The following is a 14,860-nucleotide window of genomic DNA, read 5'->3' on the forward strand; positions in this document are numbered from 1 at the left end:
AAAATAATAAAAATTTAAATAGGAGATCGCCTAGGATTTGCGCGAAACGTCTTAAAAAACACAAACAGTAACAAAGTTACTCTCACATTCCGCCGTTGCGGCACCTCAACTTCAAGTGATGAAGGGCATCCACTGGAACACCCTAATGTGTTCCAGTGCGACGCCTTAGCGTCGTTAGTGCTCCAACGCATACCGCCGACAATGGTTGAGATAACCCTGCTCATGGCTGCCGACCAACTGCACCACACTGGTCCATAACCACGACGGTGCATCCAGTTGTTTAGAGCGGTTTTCCTGCAATGTTGCCATCCAGTCCTTGCGCGTCTCGCGGTCCATCTGCCGTGCGTGGGCAATGCCGACTACGCGGGCCAGGTATCCGGCGGCGTGCATGGCGTCGGTCTCGCTGAGTTCGTCCAGCTCCAGCTTCATGTCCTGGGGCAGCAATTCACGGATGAAAAAACCATGGTCGAGAAAACGCGTCGCGATCATGCGCCCACCCAGGCCCGGTGACAGCTGGCGGGCGCCTTCCACCACACGCCGGCCATTGTCGCGGGGCATCTTGGCCCGTGCTGCGCGGGGTGCGGCAGCGCCGACGGCTTCCTTGATGTCGATCAGGCAATACTCCTGATCGTCCTTGTCGCCTACGCCCAGCAGCGCCGCATAGCGCAACAAGCCCAAGGAGCTGCAACCCTTGACCCAATAAGCCGAGTCCAGCAGCTCAACCTTGGCGTCTTTGGGCCGGCCTTTGAGTGAGGTGACCAACTGATGAAGCTCATCGGAGGCGCACAACGTTTGCAAGGCGCTCTTCTCTGCCCGCGACAACGACCAGAAATGCTTGCCCAGTGGAATCGTCGGCCGTGCATTTTCGATGCGTTCACGCGCCAGGTTTTTCCAGGTGCGCTCCACCGCGCTGCGCATGCCGGCCTTGACCTGGGAGGGGCGTGGCGGCACTTCGTCGGGTTCGTCTTTGAAGGCTTGCTCGTAGCCCACCATCATTTCTTCGAGCATGCGCGCGGTGGTCACCCCCGGCAGGTCCGAGCCGCGCGCGGCGGTGGCCAGGGATAAGGCCAGACGCACCAGGTCGTGGGCCGGGTTGCCGATCACGGTCTGGTCAAGGTCACGTATATGCATGTCAATACGGCCCTTGTTGTCGCCGGTAGGCCCCAAGTTGCCCGCGTGACAATCACCACAAATCCAGATCGCCGGGCCGTGGGGCAAACGGCGGCCAGGGAGACTGTGCAGCCATTCATAGAACTGCACCGTGCTGCCACGCACGTAGGCGTGGGCGGAACGCGCCATCTTCAAGTTGCGCAATTGCGTGAGGTGGGGCATGCGATCGGAGGGACGCGGGGTTTTCATGGGTGAACTCGTGACGAGGGAGACAGTAGAGGGTAGCCCGTCGAGAATGTTTCATTTTGTTTCAAGGAAAAATCTCACTGCTGTTGTGCACACTCGGTCAGCCAACTTTTAAACGCTTGCATTGCCGAGGTTTCAGCCCGCGACTGCAAGCGCGTCAGCCAATAACTGCCAGTGGTGATGCCCACGTCGAACGGCTGGCGAATCACATCCGTCGCCAGTTGCCGCGAGAACATCATCGCTGGCGCCAGCGCCACGCCGATGCCTTGCAAGGCTGCCTCCATCATTGCCAGTGAGGAGTCGAACACGATATTGCGCGGTATCAGGGTGTCGGCCGGCAGCCCGGCGGCCTGGAACCACAGGTTCCACTCATCGGCGCGGTAGGAGCGCAGCAAGGTATGTTTGAGCACATCGGCAGGTGTGTGTAATTGCTCGGCGAGTGCAGGCACGCACAATACCGTCAACGACGCTTCCAGCAGTTGGCAGGCCTCGGTGCCATGCCAAGCGCCTGCGCCAAAACGAATAGCGTAATCCAGACCTTCGGCGGCCACGTCGACGCGGTTGTTGTGCGTAGACAGTCGCAGGTCGATAAACGGATAGCGGCTCTGGAACTCCGGCAGGCGCGGCAACAACCAGCCGACGGCAAAAGTGCCGACCGCGCCCACGGTGAGCACTTCGCGGTAATGCCCGCCCTCGAACTGGCCTAAGGTATGTGCAATACGGTCGAAGGACTCGCGCAACACCGGCAGCAGGGTTTCGCCCTCACTGGTCAGCATCAAGCCGCGTGGCAGGCGCTTGAACAAGGTGACATTCAGTTGGGCTTCCAGGCTTTTGACCTGATGGCTCACCGCCGCCTGGGTCACACACAGCTCAATGGCTGCCCGGGTAAAGCTCAAGTGACGGGCCGACGCCTCGAATGCACGCAGGGCATTGAGCGGCAAGTGGGAACGCAGCATGGCTTACCCCAAATTTTTCTAATGGCTGGTGCGAGATATCATCGTTTGTCGAAGGGGCAAAATCCACTTAGATTTGCGGCGCCTGCGCAGGCCTCGATTGTCAGAGCATCATTTATAGGGAAGCGAACCACCATGAACCACGCACTACAAAAAATGCTGATATCGGCCTTATTGCTCGGCTCCGGCACCTGCATGGCAGACGCCGATATTCGCCAGGTCGTCGACACCAGCGTCGTACCTTTGATGCAACAACAAGGCATCCCCGGCCTGTCCATCGCCGTGGTCAACAAAGGCAAGGCGCAATACTTTAACTACGGCGTAGCGAACAAAGACACACAACAGCCGGTGACCGAGGACACCCTGTTTGAAATCGGTTCAGTGAGCAAAACCTTCACCGCCACCCTCGGCGGCTATGCCCAGGCGACCGGCAAGCTCAAGCTCTCGGACAAGGCCAGCGAGCACCTGTCCGCACTGGACGGCAGCGCCTTCGACCAGATCAGCCTGCTGCAACTGGCGACCTACACGCCAGGCGGCTTGCCCCTGCAGTTTCCCGACGCCGCCGACAGCGCCGAGAACATGCTCGGCTACTTCCAGCATTGGAAACCGACTTACGCACCGGGCGCGCAACGCCTGTATTCCAACCCGAGCATCGGGCTGTTCGGCTACCTCTCGGCGCAAAGCCTTGGCCAGCCGTTCAACGTGGCCATGCAGAAAACCCTGCTGCCCAAACTGGGCTTGACCAATACCCACGTCAGCGTGCCCGCCGACAAGTCCGGCCAGTACGCCCAAGGCTATGACAAGCTCCAGAAACCCGTGCGCGTGAGCCCTGGCGCACTCGACAGCGAAGCCTACGGCATCAAGACCAGCACCCAGGACCTGGCTCACTACGTGATGGTGAACATGCACCCGCAAACCCTGGAAAAGCCGCTGCAACAAGCCATCGCGGCGACTCACGCCGGTTACTACACCGTGAACGGCATGACCCAGGGCCTGGGCTGGGAACGCTACCCCTACCCGATCACGCTGAACGCATTGCTGGACGGCAACTCCACGCCAATGGCGATGGAGCCGCACAAGGTCACTTGGCTGACACCCGCACAGCCGCAGCCGGCCAACGTGCTGTACAACAAAACCGGCTCAACCGGTGGTTTTGGGGCGTACGTGGTGTACGTGCCGAGCAAGGACATGGGCGTGGTGATTCTGGCAAACAAGAACTACCCGAATTCTGAGCGGGTCAAGTTGGCCTATACGATCTTGAGCGCGATGGACCACTAACGCCTGGCAAAAACCAAATGTGGGAGCGGGCTTGCTCGCGAGGGTGGCGTGTCAGTCAACACATCTGTGGCTGATACACCGTATTCGCGAGCAAGCCCGCTCCCACACTTGGATCTTTATTGTGATGAGATTCGTGTACACACCGACGCCGCCAAGCACTTCGATCTCGCCGACCTGCGCCTGTTTATCCATATCGCCGAATCCCCCAGCCTGAGCCAGGGCGCCAAGCGTGCGTTTCACTCGCCGGCCGCTGCCAGTGCGCGGATCACGGCGCTGGAAGGCCAGTTGGATATGCGCCTGTTGTACCGCGACAGCCGTGGCGTGGAAATCACCCCGGCGGGCGATCGGTTGCTGCACCCTGCGCGGCTGATCATGCGCCAGGTGGATTACCTGAAAAGCGAATTCACCCAGTACGGCGTGGACTCCGCGGGGCATATCCGCATCTTTGCCAACACCACGGCGGTGACCGCGTTTCTGCCGGGGGTGCTGGCGGGCTTTTTGTCCCAGCGCCCGGGCGTGACCGTCGACCTGCAAGAAACGCCTGTCCCGCGATATCGTGCGCGGCGTGCTGGATGGCACCAGTGACATGGGCATCATTGCCGAGCCGTTAGAAGCCGCGGGCTTGCAGGTGCTGCACTTCAGCACGGATGAGCGGGTGTTAATGGTCCCGGTAGACCACCCGCTGGCCAATCAGCCCTCGGTGAAGCTGGACGAGCCCTGGACCATTCGCGAACGCAGTATCCTGGTGCGTGAACTGGAAGCGCTGCCTGGCACTATTCGGGCATTGATTGCCACATTGATGCCGCAAAGCGCCTAAGCTCAACAGTCACCTTGCCAGAGGAGACTCCCATGCAACTTGAAGGTTCCTGCCATTGCGGCGCCGTCACGTTCAGCCTGACCAGCCAGCACCCCTACCCCTACCAACGCTGCTACTGCTCGATCTGCCGCAAGACCCAGGGCGGCGGCGGTTATGCGATCAACCTGGCCGGTGATACGCAAAGCCTGAAGGTTCAAGGTCGCAAACACATTTCGATCTACCACGCCCGCCTCAAGCCGGACGGCGCCAGCCGCGCCCATGCAAGCACTGCCGAACGGCATTTCTGCTCGCAATGCGGCAGCGCCCTGTGGCTGTTCAGCCCAGAGTGGCCGGAACTGATCCACCCCTTCGCCTCGGCCATCGACACGCCGTTGCCGGTACCGCCGCAACACACGCATTTGATGCTCGGTTCCAAGGCCCCATGGGTCGAAGTCAGCGTGCGAAAAGGCGACGTACAGTTCGATGAATACCCCGAAGAGTCCATTGCCCAGTGGCATGAGCGATTAGGGCTGACGCGTTAACAGTCTTTGACAGTTTCCCGACAAAGCTCTCAAAGATTGTTGGCCGGCGGCACCCTAGCATTCGAGCATCCAAACCACCATCCGGGTGCTCTTCATGTTTCGCACATTGCGCGGTATTCCGCTATTGGGTTGCCTGCTCGGCAGTATCGGTTGCCATGTGCAACCGCCTGCCCCGCCGCCGATTCCCAAAGGCGATTACGGCGCGATCATTCGTTACCTGCAAACCCGCATTCCCCAGGAAATGGCACGTGAGAACGTACCCGGCCTGTCGATTGCGCTGGTCAATGGCCAGGAGCTGATCTGGGCGCGCGGGTTCGGCGTGGCCGACAAGGCCCAAGGTGTGCCGGTGACACCCAACACGGCGTTTCGCGCCGGCGGCATCGCCAAACTGCTCACGGCCACGGCGGCGCTGCAACTGGTCGAGCAACAGCGCCTGGCGCTGGATGCGCCGATCCAGCAGACGCTGCGCGAGTTCCACGTGCGCTCGCGCTTTCACAGCGACCAGGCGGCCGCCGACCGCGATATCACCCTGCGCCGCTTGCTCAGCCACCAGTCCGGTTTGCCCAGCGAACACCTGCGTGACGTGCGCAGCACTTTCGCCATGGGCCAGATGCCGATGCGCGTATCCGGCGTTTGGCTGAGCAGCCCGCCGGGCTCGCAAGTCGCCTATTCCAACCTGGGTTATTCGTTGGTCGGCGCCGCCATTGAACGCAGCAGCGGCAAAAGTTTCGAAGCGCAATTGCAAAGCAGCCTGCTCAAGCCACTGGAGATGAACCAGTCGAGTTTTGTCGGCACCGGTACGCAGTTGAGCTTCCGCGCGTTGGGCTACGAAGACGGTGTGGCGAGTACCGATGCACACGTCCGGGACCTCGCCGCCGGGGGCTTATGGGCAAGCCCCAAAGACCTCAGCCACTACGTGCGGATGCTGTTCGCCCAAGGCCTCTATAAAGGTCATCGCGTGTTGGGCAGCGCATCGATTGATGAGATGTTCACCCAGCAAAACACCGGCAATGCCCTGGATTTCGATTGCCAGATGGGCCTGGGCTGGTTTTTGGCGCCGTGCGGCGATGAACCGATCGGCCCCGGTGTGCGCACCTATCAGCACAGTGGCGGCGGCGACGATTTTGCGGCGCAGTTGAGCGTGCTGCCGGACCAGCAATTGGCGGTGATCATCATGGCCAATGACGGCAACGCCGAAGAACTGGTCGCCCGAATGGCCACCGAGACGCTGCGCCTGATGCTCCAGGCGCAAACCGGCCAATCCATCTGCGCCGACGACTGCCAGGCACCCAACCAAGGGCTCAAGTTGCGTCACGTGCCGGCCGCCATCGACCGCAAGCGTCTGGCCGGCTTTTATGCCACGGCCTGGGGAGTGTTCCGGATCAAGGATGACAATAATCGGCTGTCCGGCGAGCTGGCCGGGTTCGACTTCGAATTGTTGCGCGATGAGCACGGCTGGCTGCGCGCGCAGAAAAAAGTCCTCGGTGTCTGGCTCAAGGACCTCGGCGAACTGGGCCGGGTGCAGCTGGACGTGGTCACGGTGCAAGGTCGCCAGATGCTCACTGCCCGTAGCCACGGCCAGCGCCTCGCCATCGGCGAGCGCATCGAACCGCCGCCTTTGCCAGTGGCCTGGGCCGACACCATCGGCACCTACCAGGTGCTTAACACCCATGAGCCCGATGCACCGCTGAGCGGTATCAGCGTGCGCCTCGAAGAAGGCTTCCTGGTGATTCGCGGCCAATTGCACAACGAGCCGCTGACCGACTACATCCTGCTCCCGGTCGACAACGCCCACGCCGTGCTGGCCGGCAATGGCTACGGCCTGGGCGACACCGTGAGCCGCCAGGTCAACGGCCTCAGCGCTTCGGGCTACTCCTTCAAACGCACGCAATCGCCCCACAACCTATTGAATTTCTAACACGGAAGAACCGCCTGATGCGCTCAAAAAACCTGTGCCTGTCATTCACCTCACTGTGCCTGCTCGCCGCCGCCGACACCGCGATTGCCGAAGACTGGCAATACAGCCTCAAGGCCGGCGTGGCCAACGCGCCACGCTACAGCGGCAGCGACGAACGCATGACCGCGCCAGTGCTGGGCGGCGAAATCGTCAGCCCTTGGGGGATTTTCCTCGATACGAGCAAGGGCTTGGGCTGGGGTTACGAAGGCAATGCCCTGAGTTTTAGCGCCTATGTCGGTGCCAGCGCCTCACGCAAGGATAAAAGCCAAAGTTTGCATGCCGGTTCCAACCGCCTCAAAGGCCTGGGCGAGATCAAGTCACGCGCGCAATTGGGCGTGAGTGCGGCCTACAACCTGGGCGGTGTGATAGTCGGCGCAACCCTGGAACACGCGCTCAAGGAAGATGACCACAAGGACACCGGCAAGGCTTACACCCACCTGGAACTGAACCTGGGAACCACGCTTTATGAGGGCCGCTTCGGCTCCGTCGATGCCGGCCTCAGCAGCCACTTCGGCGACCGTAATTACCTGCAAACCTGGTACGGCGTGACCACCGGCCAGGCCGCGCAAAGCCGGTTCAAGGCATACAAGGCCGGTGCGGGCAATATCAGCAATGGCATGAACCTGGTGTGGAGCCTGCCGATCAGTGAGCACACCCAGTTCTCGACCTTGCTGGATGTGCAATACCTGGCAGATGAGGCGGGCAAAAGCCCGATTGTGGAGCGACGGTTGCAGACGCCGGTGATGGGGGTTGTGGAATATACGTTCTGATCGGGTAGCCTGATAAAAATGTGGGCGCTGGCTTGCCTGCGATGACAGTGTGTCAGCTATACAAATGTTAGCTGACCGTCCGTTATCGCCGGCAAGCCAGCGCCCACACTGAATCGGTTAACAGAACAACACCCTGCTTGCCTCAAGCCTTACTCGGCATACGCCCACGTCATCCGGAACGACGCTCCGCCCCACTCCGAATCCAGCACTTCCACCTGCCCGCCGTGCCACTGGCTGACCCGTTTTACCAGCGCCAGGCCCAAGCCGAACCCACCCGTACGGCGGTCGCGGCTGGTGTCCAGACGCAGGAAAGGCTCGAAGATCTTGGCGCGGCCGTCCAACGGCACACCCGGGCCATCGTCATTGACCTGCACCGCGTAACCGCTGCCGAACTTGACCAACGACACTTCCACACGACGCTCGGCATAACGAATGGCGTTGCGCAGCAGGTTGATCACCGCGCGGGCCATAAAGCGCGGTTCGATCTGGATAAAGTCGACCTCGCACGTGCGCAACGTCAGCTGCACCCCCGCCGCTTCCGCCTCCAGGGCCACGCTGCCGATGACACTGTCGAGCCAACTGTGGGCCTCGATATTTTCCCGGGTGACCTGGGTGGCGCCGCGCTCCAGGCTGGCGTAGGTGAGCAGTTCGGAGACCATTTCTTCCAGTTCGCCCAGGTCGGCATACATGTCGGCGATCAGCGCGCGGCTCTGGCGCGGGTCGGCCTGTTGTTTGAGTTGATCGAGTTCAAACGACAAGCGCGCAATCGGCGTGCGCAACTCGTGGGAGACGGCGTTGGTCAGTTCACGCTGGTTGGCGATCAGGCTTTCGATGCGCTCGGCCATCTGGTTGAAGTGCCCGGCCAGCTCGCGCACCGTGGAGCGGCGCGGCAGCAGGATGCGCGACGCCAGGTCGTTGTCGCCAAAGCGTTGCGCAGCCAGGCGAATATGCTCCAGGTCGCGCCAGTGCGGGCGTACCCAGAAATACAACACGATGGCCAGGCTCACCCCCAGGAAACCATAGGCCCACAGGTATAACCATTTGGGCTCTTCGGGCAACTTGATGTCCAGCAACTGCGGGCCGTCGTCAATATTGGTGATGAACTCCATAAAGTCCCCACGCACCACCAGTTGGCCGTCCGCCAGGAGTTTTTGCTCGCGCTCATCCAGCGCCAGGCTATCGCGCAACACCAACTTAAGGCGCAACCCGTAATGGGGTTGAAGCTCTGCCAGGCGAGCGTCCCGGGCCGGCCCTTGCAGAGGCCGAAGTTGCTCCACCAGCCCGTAAGCCGGGCCGCGCAGGGCTTCGCGGTTATACACTTCGTTGGCCTCGGGCAATAACTCGTCGAAGGTGTAGTTGACCAACCAGATCGCCCCCGCCAAACCGAGCGCCAGAATCACATACAGGCGCAGAAACAGGCGCAGCATCTAAACCTCCCACGCAAACGGATTGAACAGGTAACCCTTGCCCCAAATAGTCTTGATGCACACCGGCTCACGAGGATTGTCGTTGAGCTTGCCGCGCAATTTGCTGATGTAAACGTCGACGCTGCGGTTAAGGCCGTCGAAGGCAATACCGCGCATGCGGTTGAGAATGTCGTCGCGGGAGAGGATTTTCCCCGAGCTGCTGGCCAACAACCACAGCAACTCGAATTCCATGGTGGTGAGGTCGATCTTCTCATCGCCCAGGCTGACCACCCGGCAACTGCGATCAATCGACAACCGGCCAAACTCCAGTGAACCACGCACGGTGGGCTCGGGCACCTGGCGGCGTTGCAGGGCGCGCAAGCGTGCCAGCAATACCGGCGGTTTGATCGGTTTGATCACATAGTCGTCGGCCCCGGACTCCAGGCCCAGAATATGGTCCAGGTCATCTTCCTTGGCGGTCAGGATCACGATGGGCGTGTCGGATACATTACGAATCTCGCGGCACACGTGCAGGCCGCTCTGGCCGGGTAACATCAGGTCGAGCACGACGATCTTCGGCTTGAAGTCGAGGAATGCCGCCAGGGCCTGATCGCCTCGGTGCACAACGCGCACCTCGAAACCGTGTTGTGACAGGAAATGCGCGATCAGCCCTGCCAGCTTTTCATCGTCCTCAACGAGCAGGACCTTGCCCAGACCCAGGTTTTCCATAAATTCTCAGTGTGGATGCGCGGATTGAAGTGCGGGCATTATAGGTGGCAAGCTGAACAACAGAAGCAACCGGCCATTACGGGCCGACGAAGCTTCATGCTTTTAAGAGTTTTTAACAAATACCCCGCAATCTTTAACGCCATTCACAGGGAGTTGTATGCGCAAGGATTACCTGGCGTTTTTTGTTTCGCTGTTCCTGTCGCGGCTGGCCGACCAGATTCTATTGTTTATCGTGCCATTGATCGTGTTCCAGACCACCCAGAGTGTTTCATGGGCGGGGCTGGCATTCTTTGTCGAATCACTGCCGCGTTACCTGGCGTTCCCGGTGTGCGGCGCCTTGTGCGACAAGTTTTCACCCGTGCGCATTCTGCATATCAGCCAGGTTTACCGGGCGCTGGCGTGCGTGGTGGCGGTGGCGCTGTACGGGGTGTTCGACGGTATTTACTGGCTGGTGATCCTGTCTGCGCTGTGCGGCGTGTTGACCACCCAGGGCATCATGGCGCGGGAAGTGGTCATGCCGCATATCTTCAAGCACTACACCTACGCCAAAACGTTGTCCTACTCGCAAATCGCCGACCAGAGCGGCCTGGTATTGGGGCCGCTGGTAGCGGCACTGATGCTGGAAGTCTGGCCCTGGCATTGGGTCGTCATCGGGATTGCCGGGCTGTTTGTGCTGGCGGACCTGGCGATGCGGGTGTGGCAGCGCAACACCACGGTGAATTTAGAGCGTCATGAACAGCATCACGATATCTGGCTGCACCCCCTGCGCATCGCATTCGGGCATATCTGCAACCTGGTGGAATTGAAGCGCATCATCACGTTGGCAGTGGGTGTGAACCTGATCATCGGTGTGACGCTGGCGACTTCGGCGGCGATGGTCACCGGCCAGTTTGCAGCGGGCAAGGATGCCTATGCCTTGCTGCAGGCGGCGGGCGCGGTGGTGACGATCGCCATTCTGTTTTACCTGGCTCGCGCCACACTGCCGTTGAAGGTAGTGGGCGGGCTGTCGTACTCGATGATTGCCGTGGGCGCGTTGATCACGGCCATCAGCCCCGGGGTTGGGGCCTACACGGTTGGTTTCCTGCTGGTCACCGGCTTCGACAAGATGTTCAACGTGTACCTGCGCAGCACCCGTCAGCGGGTGATTCCGGTACAGGACTTTGGCAAGACGGTGGGCGTTATCACATTATTGAACAACCTGGCCCAGCCGCTGGCGGGCCTGGCGATTGCGGTGCTGGCCGCGCCTTTGGGCACGCAGACGGTGATCCTGCTGATAGCCGGCATCACCGCACTGATTGGCGTGGCCGTGGCTTCAGGCTGGCACGCCACTGTGAAAGCGGAACTCGACGTCGGGTGATTCGATGAGTTCCTGCTCGGCTGCCCTTACCCGCTCGATCACCTGAGCGATGTCCTTGGCGTCACCGTACTGGTACGCCAGCTTCAGGTAACCCTGAAAGTGCCGCGCTTCGCTTTTGAGCAAACCGAAATAGAACTTACCGAGTTCGTCGTCCAAATGCGGCACCAAGGCTTCGAAACGCTCGCAACTGCGCGCTTCGATAAAGGCGCCGACCACCAGCGTATCCACCAGTTTGACCGGCTCGTGGCTGCGCACCACTTTGCGCAAACCCGAGGCATAACGGCCGGCGTGCAGTTGGCGCAGCTCGATCTTGCGCTTTTTGATCAGGCGCATCACTTGTTCGTGGTGCACCAGTTCTTCGCGGGCCAGGCGCGACATCATAGTGATCAGGTCAACATGGGCGTGGTACTTGGCGATCAGGCTCAAGGCGGTACTGGCAGCTTTGAATTCGCAGTTCTTGTGGTCGATCAGCAGGGTTTCCTGATCGGCCAACGCGGCCTGGACCCAAGCGTCGGGGGTGCGGCAGCCGAGGAATTCGTGGATTTCGGGCAGGTTCATCGGGCTCACGGGCAAAAGGATCACAAAAGGGCGCCGATTATACCGACCCCGCTGCAGACCACCAGCCGCAGGCTTTGATGTGCATCAACATGACGTCTGGCGGGCAGCAACTATAGTTGTCCCAGGCCCCTCTTCTTCCGTCTCTGGAGATCCGTCCATGCAAGCCATCCGCAGCATCCTCGTGGTCATCGAGCCCGAGCATTCGGAAAGCCTGGCCCTCAAGCGCGCCAAGTTGATCGCCGGGGTAACCGGCGCGCACCTGCATTTGCTGGTCTGCGACAAAAAACACGAGCATTCGGCGATGCTGAGCCTGCTCAAGTCCGGCTTGCACGAAGACGGCTACAGCGTGACCACCGAGCAAGCGTGGAATGACAGCCTGCACGAAACCATCATCGATGTGCAGCAGGCCGAGGGCTGTGGCCTGGTGGTCAAGCAACATTTCGCGGACAGCCCGCTGAAAAAGGCCCTGCTGACGCCGGCGGACTGGAAATTGCTGCGCTACTGCCCCAGCCCAGTGCTGCTGGTGAAAACGTCAACGCCCTGGGCCGACAAGGTCGTGCTGGCGGCAATTGATGTGGGCAACCGTGACAGCGAACACCAGGCGTTGCACAACACCATCATCGACCATGGCTTCGACATTGCACGCCTGGCCAAGGCGCAATTGCACGTGATCAGCGCCCATCCGTCGCCGATGTTGTCGGCGGCAGATCCCACATTCCAGCTCAAGGAAACCATTGAGGCGCGCTATCGCGAGCAGTGCAAGGCGTTCCAGGCCGAGTTCGACGTGGATGACGCGCACCTGCATATCGAAGAAGGTCCGGCCGATGTATTGATCCCACATGCTGCACATGCCTTGCAGGCCGCGGTGACCATCATCGGCACCGTGGCGCGCACGGGTATTTCCGGGGCGTTGATCGGCAATACGGCGGAAGTGGTGCTGGATGCGGTGGAAGGCGATGTGCTGGTGCTCAAGCCGCAGGAGCTGATGGATCACCTGGAGGAGCTGGCGAACAAAGCCTGAAACAAATCCTTCAGACAATGAGGCGCCCTTGTTGGAGCTGGCTTGCCTGCGACAGCCATAGGTATCTACACATTTTTTTACGGGTTGAGTGCTGTGGTTGTTGGGGGGCGCTGAGTACATATCCGTTGTTTGGGTCACGGCTGACATGGGTTCCGCCCTTACGGCGGGTCACTTTGGAAAAGCCCCAAAGTAACCAAAGGGCTCTTGCCCCACCACTCGGCACCTCGCCTAGGCTCGGTGTGCCCTCACGCAGGCTTTGGACCGTGGGCCGCCGCCATGGGCCATCCTTGGCCCATCGCGGCTAACCCGGCGTCCTGCCGGGTTACCCACGCTCCAAAGCCTGCGTTCGGCCAGCGTGGTTGACGGGGCGCCCAAGATCAAAATCAAAAACAGATCAAGATCAAAAGCAGAGCACGGCGGCCTAGTAGCCGACCTGAGTGGTTAGATCAAAAGCAAAACCGAGGCGGCCTGACAGCCGACCTGATCTTGGAAGCTGAACCTAATCAAATGTGGGAGCGGGCTTGCCTGCGATGGCATCAGCTGGGCATGCCTGATGTACCGAGGTGCCGGCATCGCAGGCAAGCCAGCTCCCACAGAAAAGCAGTTCTGCTTTCGCCCTGTTTTTGCCCTGCTTCCGCTTCTACCACTCAGGTCGGCTACCAGGCCGCCGTGCTCTTGCTTTTGATCTTGATCTGCTTTTGATCTGACAGGCCCCGTTAACCACGCTGGCCGAACGCAGGCTTGAATCCGTGGGTAACCCGGCAGGACGCCGGGTTAGCCGCACTGGGCCAAGGATGGCCCATTGCGGCGGCCCACGGATTCAAGCCGGAGTGAGGGCATGCCGAGCCTGGGCGAGGCACCGAGTGGTGGGGCAAAGACCTTTTGGTGGACTTGCTCCCTCGCAGCGGACGCCAAGAAGCGATATTTTAATCGCAACCTTGGAGGCACCTATGTCACAGCAAACCCGCCGCAGTTACACCGACGACTTCAAAGCCCAAGCAGTGAGACTTGCTGAAAGCATTGGTCGAGGAGAAGCTGCGCGACAGTTGGATATCTCGGTCAAAACCCTAGGGAATTGGCTGGACGCCGCACGCAACGGGCGTCCTCTCAGTTCTCCCGCTCGGCACCCGGTCTCTGACTTGGAAAGCGAACTGGCCCGGCTTCGAGCTGAAAATGCCACGCTCAAAATGGAGCGAGAAATCCTAAAAAAAGCGACGGCGTTCTTTGCCAGAGAGTCCAACTGAGATACGCCTTTGTCGCCCGTGAACGGACTCACTTTCCGGTCAGGCTGTTATGTCGAGTGATGGAGGTCTCGGTGTCGGGCTTTCACGGCTATTTGAAGCGCCAGGAGCGCCCTGATCCAGATGCGGTGATTCGCCTGGAAATTCGTGCGATTCATCATGCCAGTCGCGGCACTTATGGGCGTCCACGCATGGTTAAGGCGCTTCATAGCCGGTCATATGCGATTGGTCACAAGCGAGTAGCCCGGCTGATGCGAGAAGAAATGTTGCGAGGGAAGATCAAGGCTCGGTTCAAACACTCGACGGATAACCGGTATATCCAACCAATTTCTGACAACGTATTGAAAAGACGCTTTTCTGTGACAAGCCCAACACCCGCATGGGTGGGAGATATCACCTATATTTCGACGCGTCAGGGGTGGTTGTACTTGGCTGTGGTGCTCAGCATCCAGACGCGTCAGGTACTCGGTTATAGCCTATCGGAGCGTATGCCTGAGGGTTTGGTACAGCAGGCATTCCTGAATGCCTGGACGAAAACGCCGGTTGATCAAGGTGTGATTTTTCACTCCGATCGAGGCCGGCAGTACACAGGCAGCGGTTTTCGCAGCATGATCATGGAAAGAGGCTTCGTACAAAGCATGAGTCGCAAGGGTAACTGCTGGGATAACGCCGTAGCAGAGAGCTTTTTTGCCACACTTAAAAAGGAGGAAGCCACCGGTGTGTATCCCAGCAAAGCACAGGCTCACGCATCTATCGCGAGCTACATCCATGGTTTTTACAACCCGACACGGCTGCACTCGGCGCTGGGATACAGCTCACCTAATGACTACGCAAAGCAACTGAAGCAGACTGCATAACGCTCGCTTTATGGCGTACGTTTTGAGGGAGCAAGTCCA

13 protein-coding genes and 1 pseudogene are annotated in these 14,860 nt (G+C 60.0%); 9 read left to right on the forward strand and 5 right to left on the reverse strand.

From position 1 onward, the window contains the following. Window positions 1-174 precede the first annotated feature (174 nt). Together ACDZ94_RS25790 and ACDZ94_RS25795 are read right to left on the reverse strand one after the other, a co-directional pair. A complete protein-coding gene (locus tag ACDZ94_RS25790) occupies window positions 175-1,359 on the reverse strand; it encodes a DUF2252 domain-containing protein (RefSeq protein WP_064452665.1) in 1,185 nt (394 codons plus the stop codon). 74 nt (window positions 1,360-1,433) lie between these two features. Continuing rightward, window positions 1,434-2,312: a LysR family transcriptional regulator gene (locus ACDZ94_RS25795; protein ID WP_407016910.1), complete on the reverse strand. Its 879-nt coding sequence runs from the start codon at window positions 2,310-2,312 to the stop codon at window positions 1,434-1,436. 132 nt (window positions 2,313-2,444) lie between these two features. Between ACDZ94_RS25795 and ampC the strand changes: the two genes are divergently transcribed. From ampC to ACDZ94_RS25820, 5 genes and pseudogenes are all read left to right on the forward strand, one after another. Beyond that, window positions 2,445-3,587, forward strand: a complete 1,143-nt coding sequence (ampC, locus tag ACDZ94_RS25800) for a class C beta-lactamase (protein WP_432751619.1) — start codon at window positions 2,445-2,447, stop codon at window positions 3,585-3,587. A 129-nt stretch (window positions 3,588-3,716) separates the two neighbouring features. Continuing rightward, window positions 3,717-4,404, forward strand: a pseudogene (locus ACDZ94_RS25805) (LysR family transcriptional regulator). A gap of 32 nt (window positions 4,405-4,436) precedes the next feature. Then, a complete protein-coding gene (locus ACDZ94_RS25810; RefSeq protein ID WP_064452668.1) occupies window positions 4,437-4,925 on the forward strand; it encodes a GFA family protein in 489 nt (162 codons plus the stop codon). Window positions 4,926-5,019: 94 nt separating this feature from the next. Further along, window positions 5,020-6,843, forward strand: coding sequence for a serine hydrolase domain-containing protein (locus ACDZ94_RS25815; RefSeq protein WP_432751620.1), 1,824 nt, complete (start codon window positions 5,020-5,022; stop codon window positions 6,841-6,843). 17 nt (window positions 6,844-6,860) lie between these two features. Next, on the forward strand, window positions 6,861-7,652 hold the full coding sequence (locus ACDZ94_RS25820; protein WP_432751621.1) for a MipA/OmpV family protein: 792 nt from the start codon (window positions 6,861-6,863) through the stop codon (window positions 7,650-7,652). 149 nt (window positions 7,653-7,801) lie between these two features. Here ACDZ94_RS25820 and ACDZ94_RS25825 read toward each other — a convergent pair whose 3' ends face one another. Then, entirely contained in the window at window positions 7,802-9,079 is a 1,278-nt protein-coding gene (locus ACDZ94_RS25825) for an ATP-binding protein (protein ID WP_064452671.1), read from the reverse strand. Further along, a complete protein-coding gene (locus tag ACDZ94_RS25830) occupies window positions 9,080-9,787 on the reverse strand; it encodes a response regulator (RefSeq protein ID WP_064452672.1) in 708 nt (235 codons plus the stop codon). A gap of 157 nt (window positions 9,788-9,944) precedes the next feature. Between ACDZ94_RS25830 and ACDZ94_RS25835 the strand changes: the two genes are divergently transcribed. Continuing rightward, window positions 9,945-11,144: an MFS transporter gene (locus ACDZ94_RS25835; protein WP_432751622.1), complete on the forward strand. Its 1,200-nt coding sequence runs from the start codon at window positions 9,945-9,947 to the stop codon at window positions 11,142-11,144. On the opposite strand, the gene ACDZ94_RS25840 is transcribed toward ACDZ94_RS25835, so the two are convergent. Beyond that, window positions 11,100-11,702, reverse strand: a complete 603-nt coding sequence (locus ACDZ94_RS25840; RefSeq protein ID WP_128592228.1) for a tRNA-(ms[2]io[6]A)-hydroxylase — start codon at window positions 11,700-11,702, stop codon at window positions 11,100-11,102. The genes ACDZ94_RS25835 and ACDZ94_RS25840 overlap by 45 nt on opposite strands. Window positions 11,703-11,859: 157 nt before the next feature. Here ACDZ94_RS25840 and ACDZ94_RS25845 point away from each other — a divergent pair, with 157 nt between their 5' ends. From ACDZ94_RS25845 to ACDZ94_RS25855, 3 genes are all read left to right on the forward strand, one after another. After that, window positions 11,860-12,723: a universal stress protein gene (locus ACDZ94_RS25845; protein ID WP_432751623.1), complete on the forward strand. Its 864-nt coding sequence runs from the start codon at window positions 11,860-11,862 to the stop codon at window positions 12,721-12,723. 950 nt (window positions 12,724-13,673) lie between these two features. Continuing rightward, complete coding sequence (locus tag ACDZ94_RS25850; protein ID WP_432751624.1) at window positions 13,674-13,967, forward strand: transposase; 294 nt, start codon at window positions 13,674-13,676, stop codon at window positions 13,965-13,967. After that, window positions 13,964-14,821, forward strand: coding sequence for an IS3 family transposase (locus tag ACDZ94_RS25855; RefSeq protein WP_221296079.1), 858 nt, complete (start codon window positions 13,964-13,966; stop codon window positions 14,819-14,821). Before ACDZ94_RS25850 ends, ACDZ94_RS25855 begins: the two co-directional genes overlap by 4 nt. Window positions 14,822-14,860: the final 39 nt, after the last annotated feature.

The sequence above is a fragment of the Pseudomonas sp. UBT genome (assembly GCF_050915955.1).
GTDB lineage: Bacteria > Pseudomonadota > Gammaproteobacteria > Pseudomonadales > Pseudomonadaceae > Aquipseudomonas > Aquipseudomonas antarctica_A.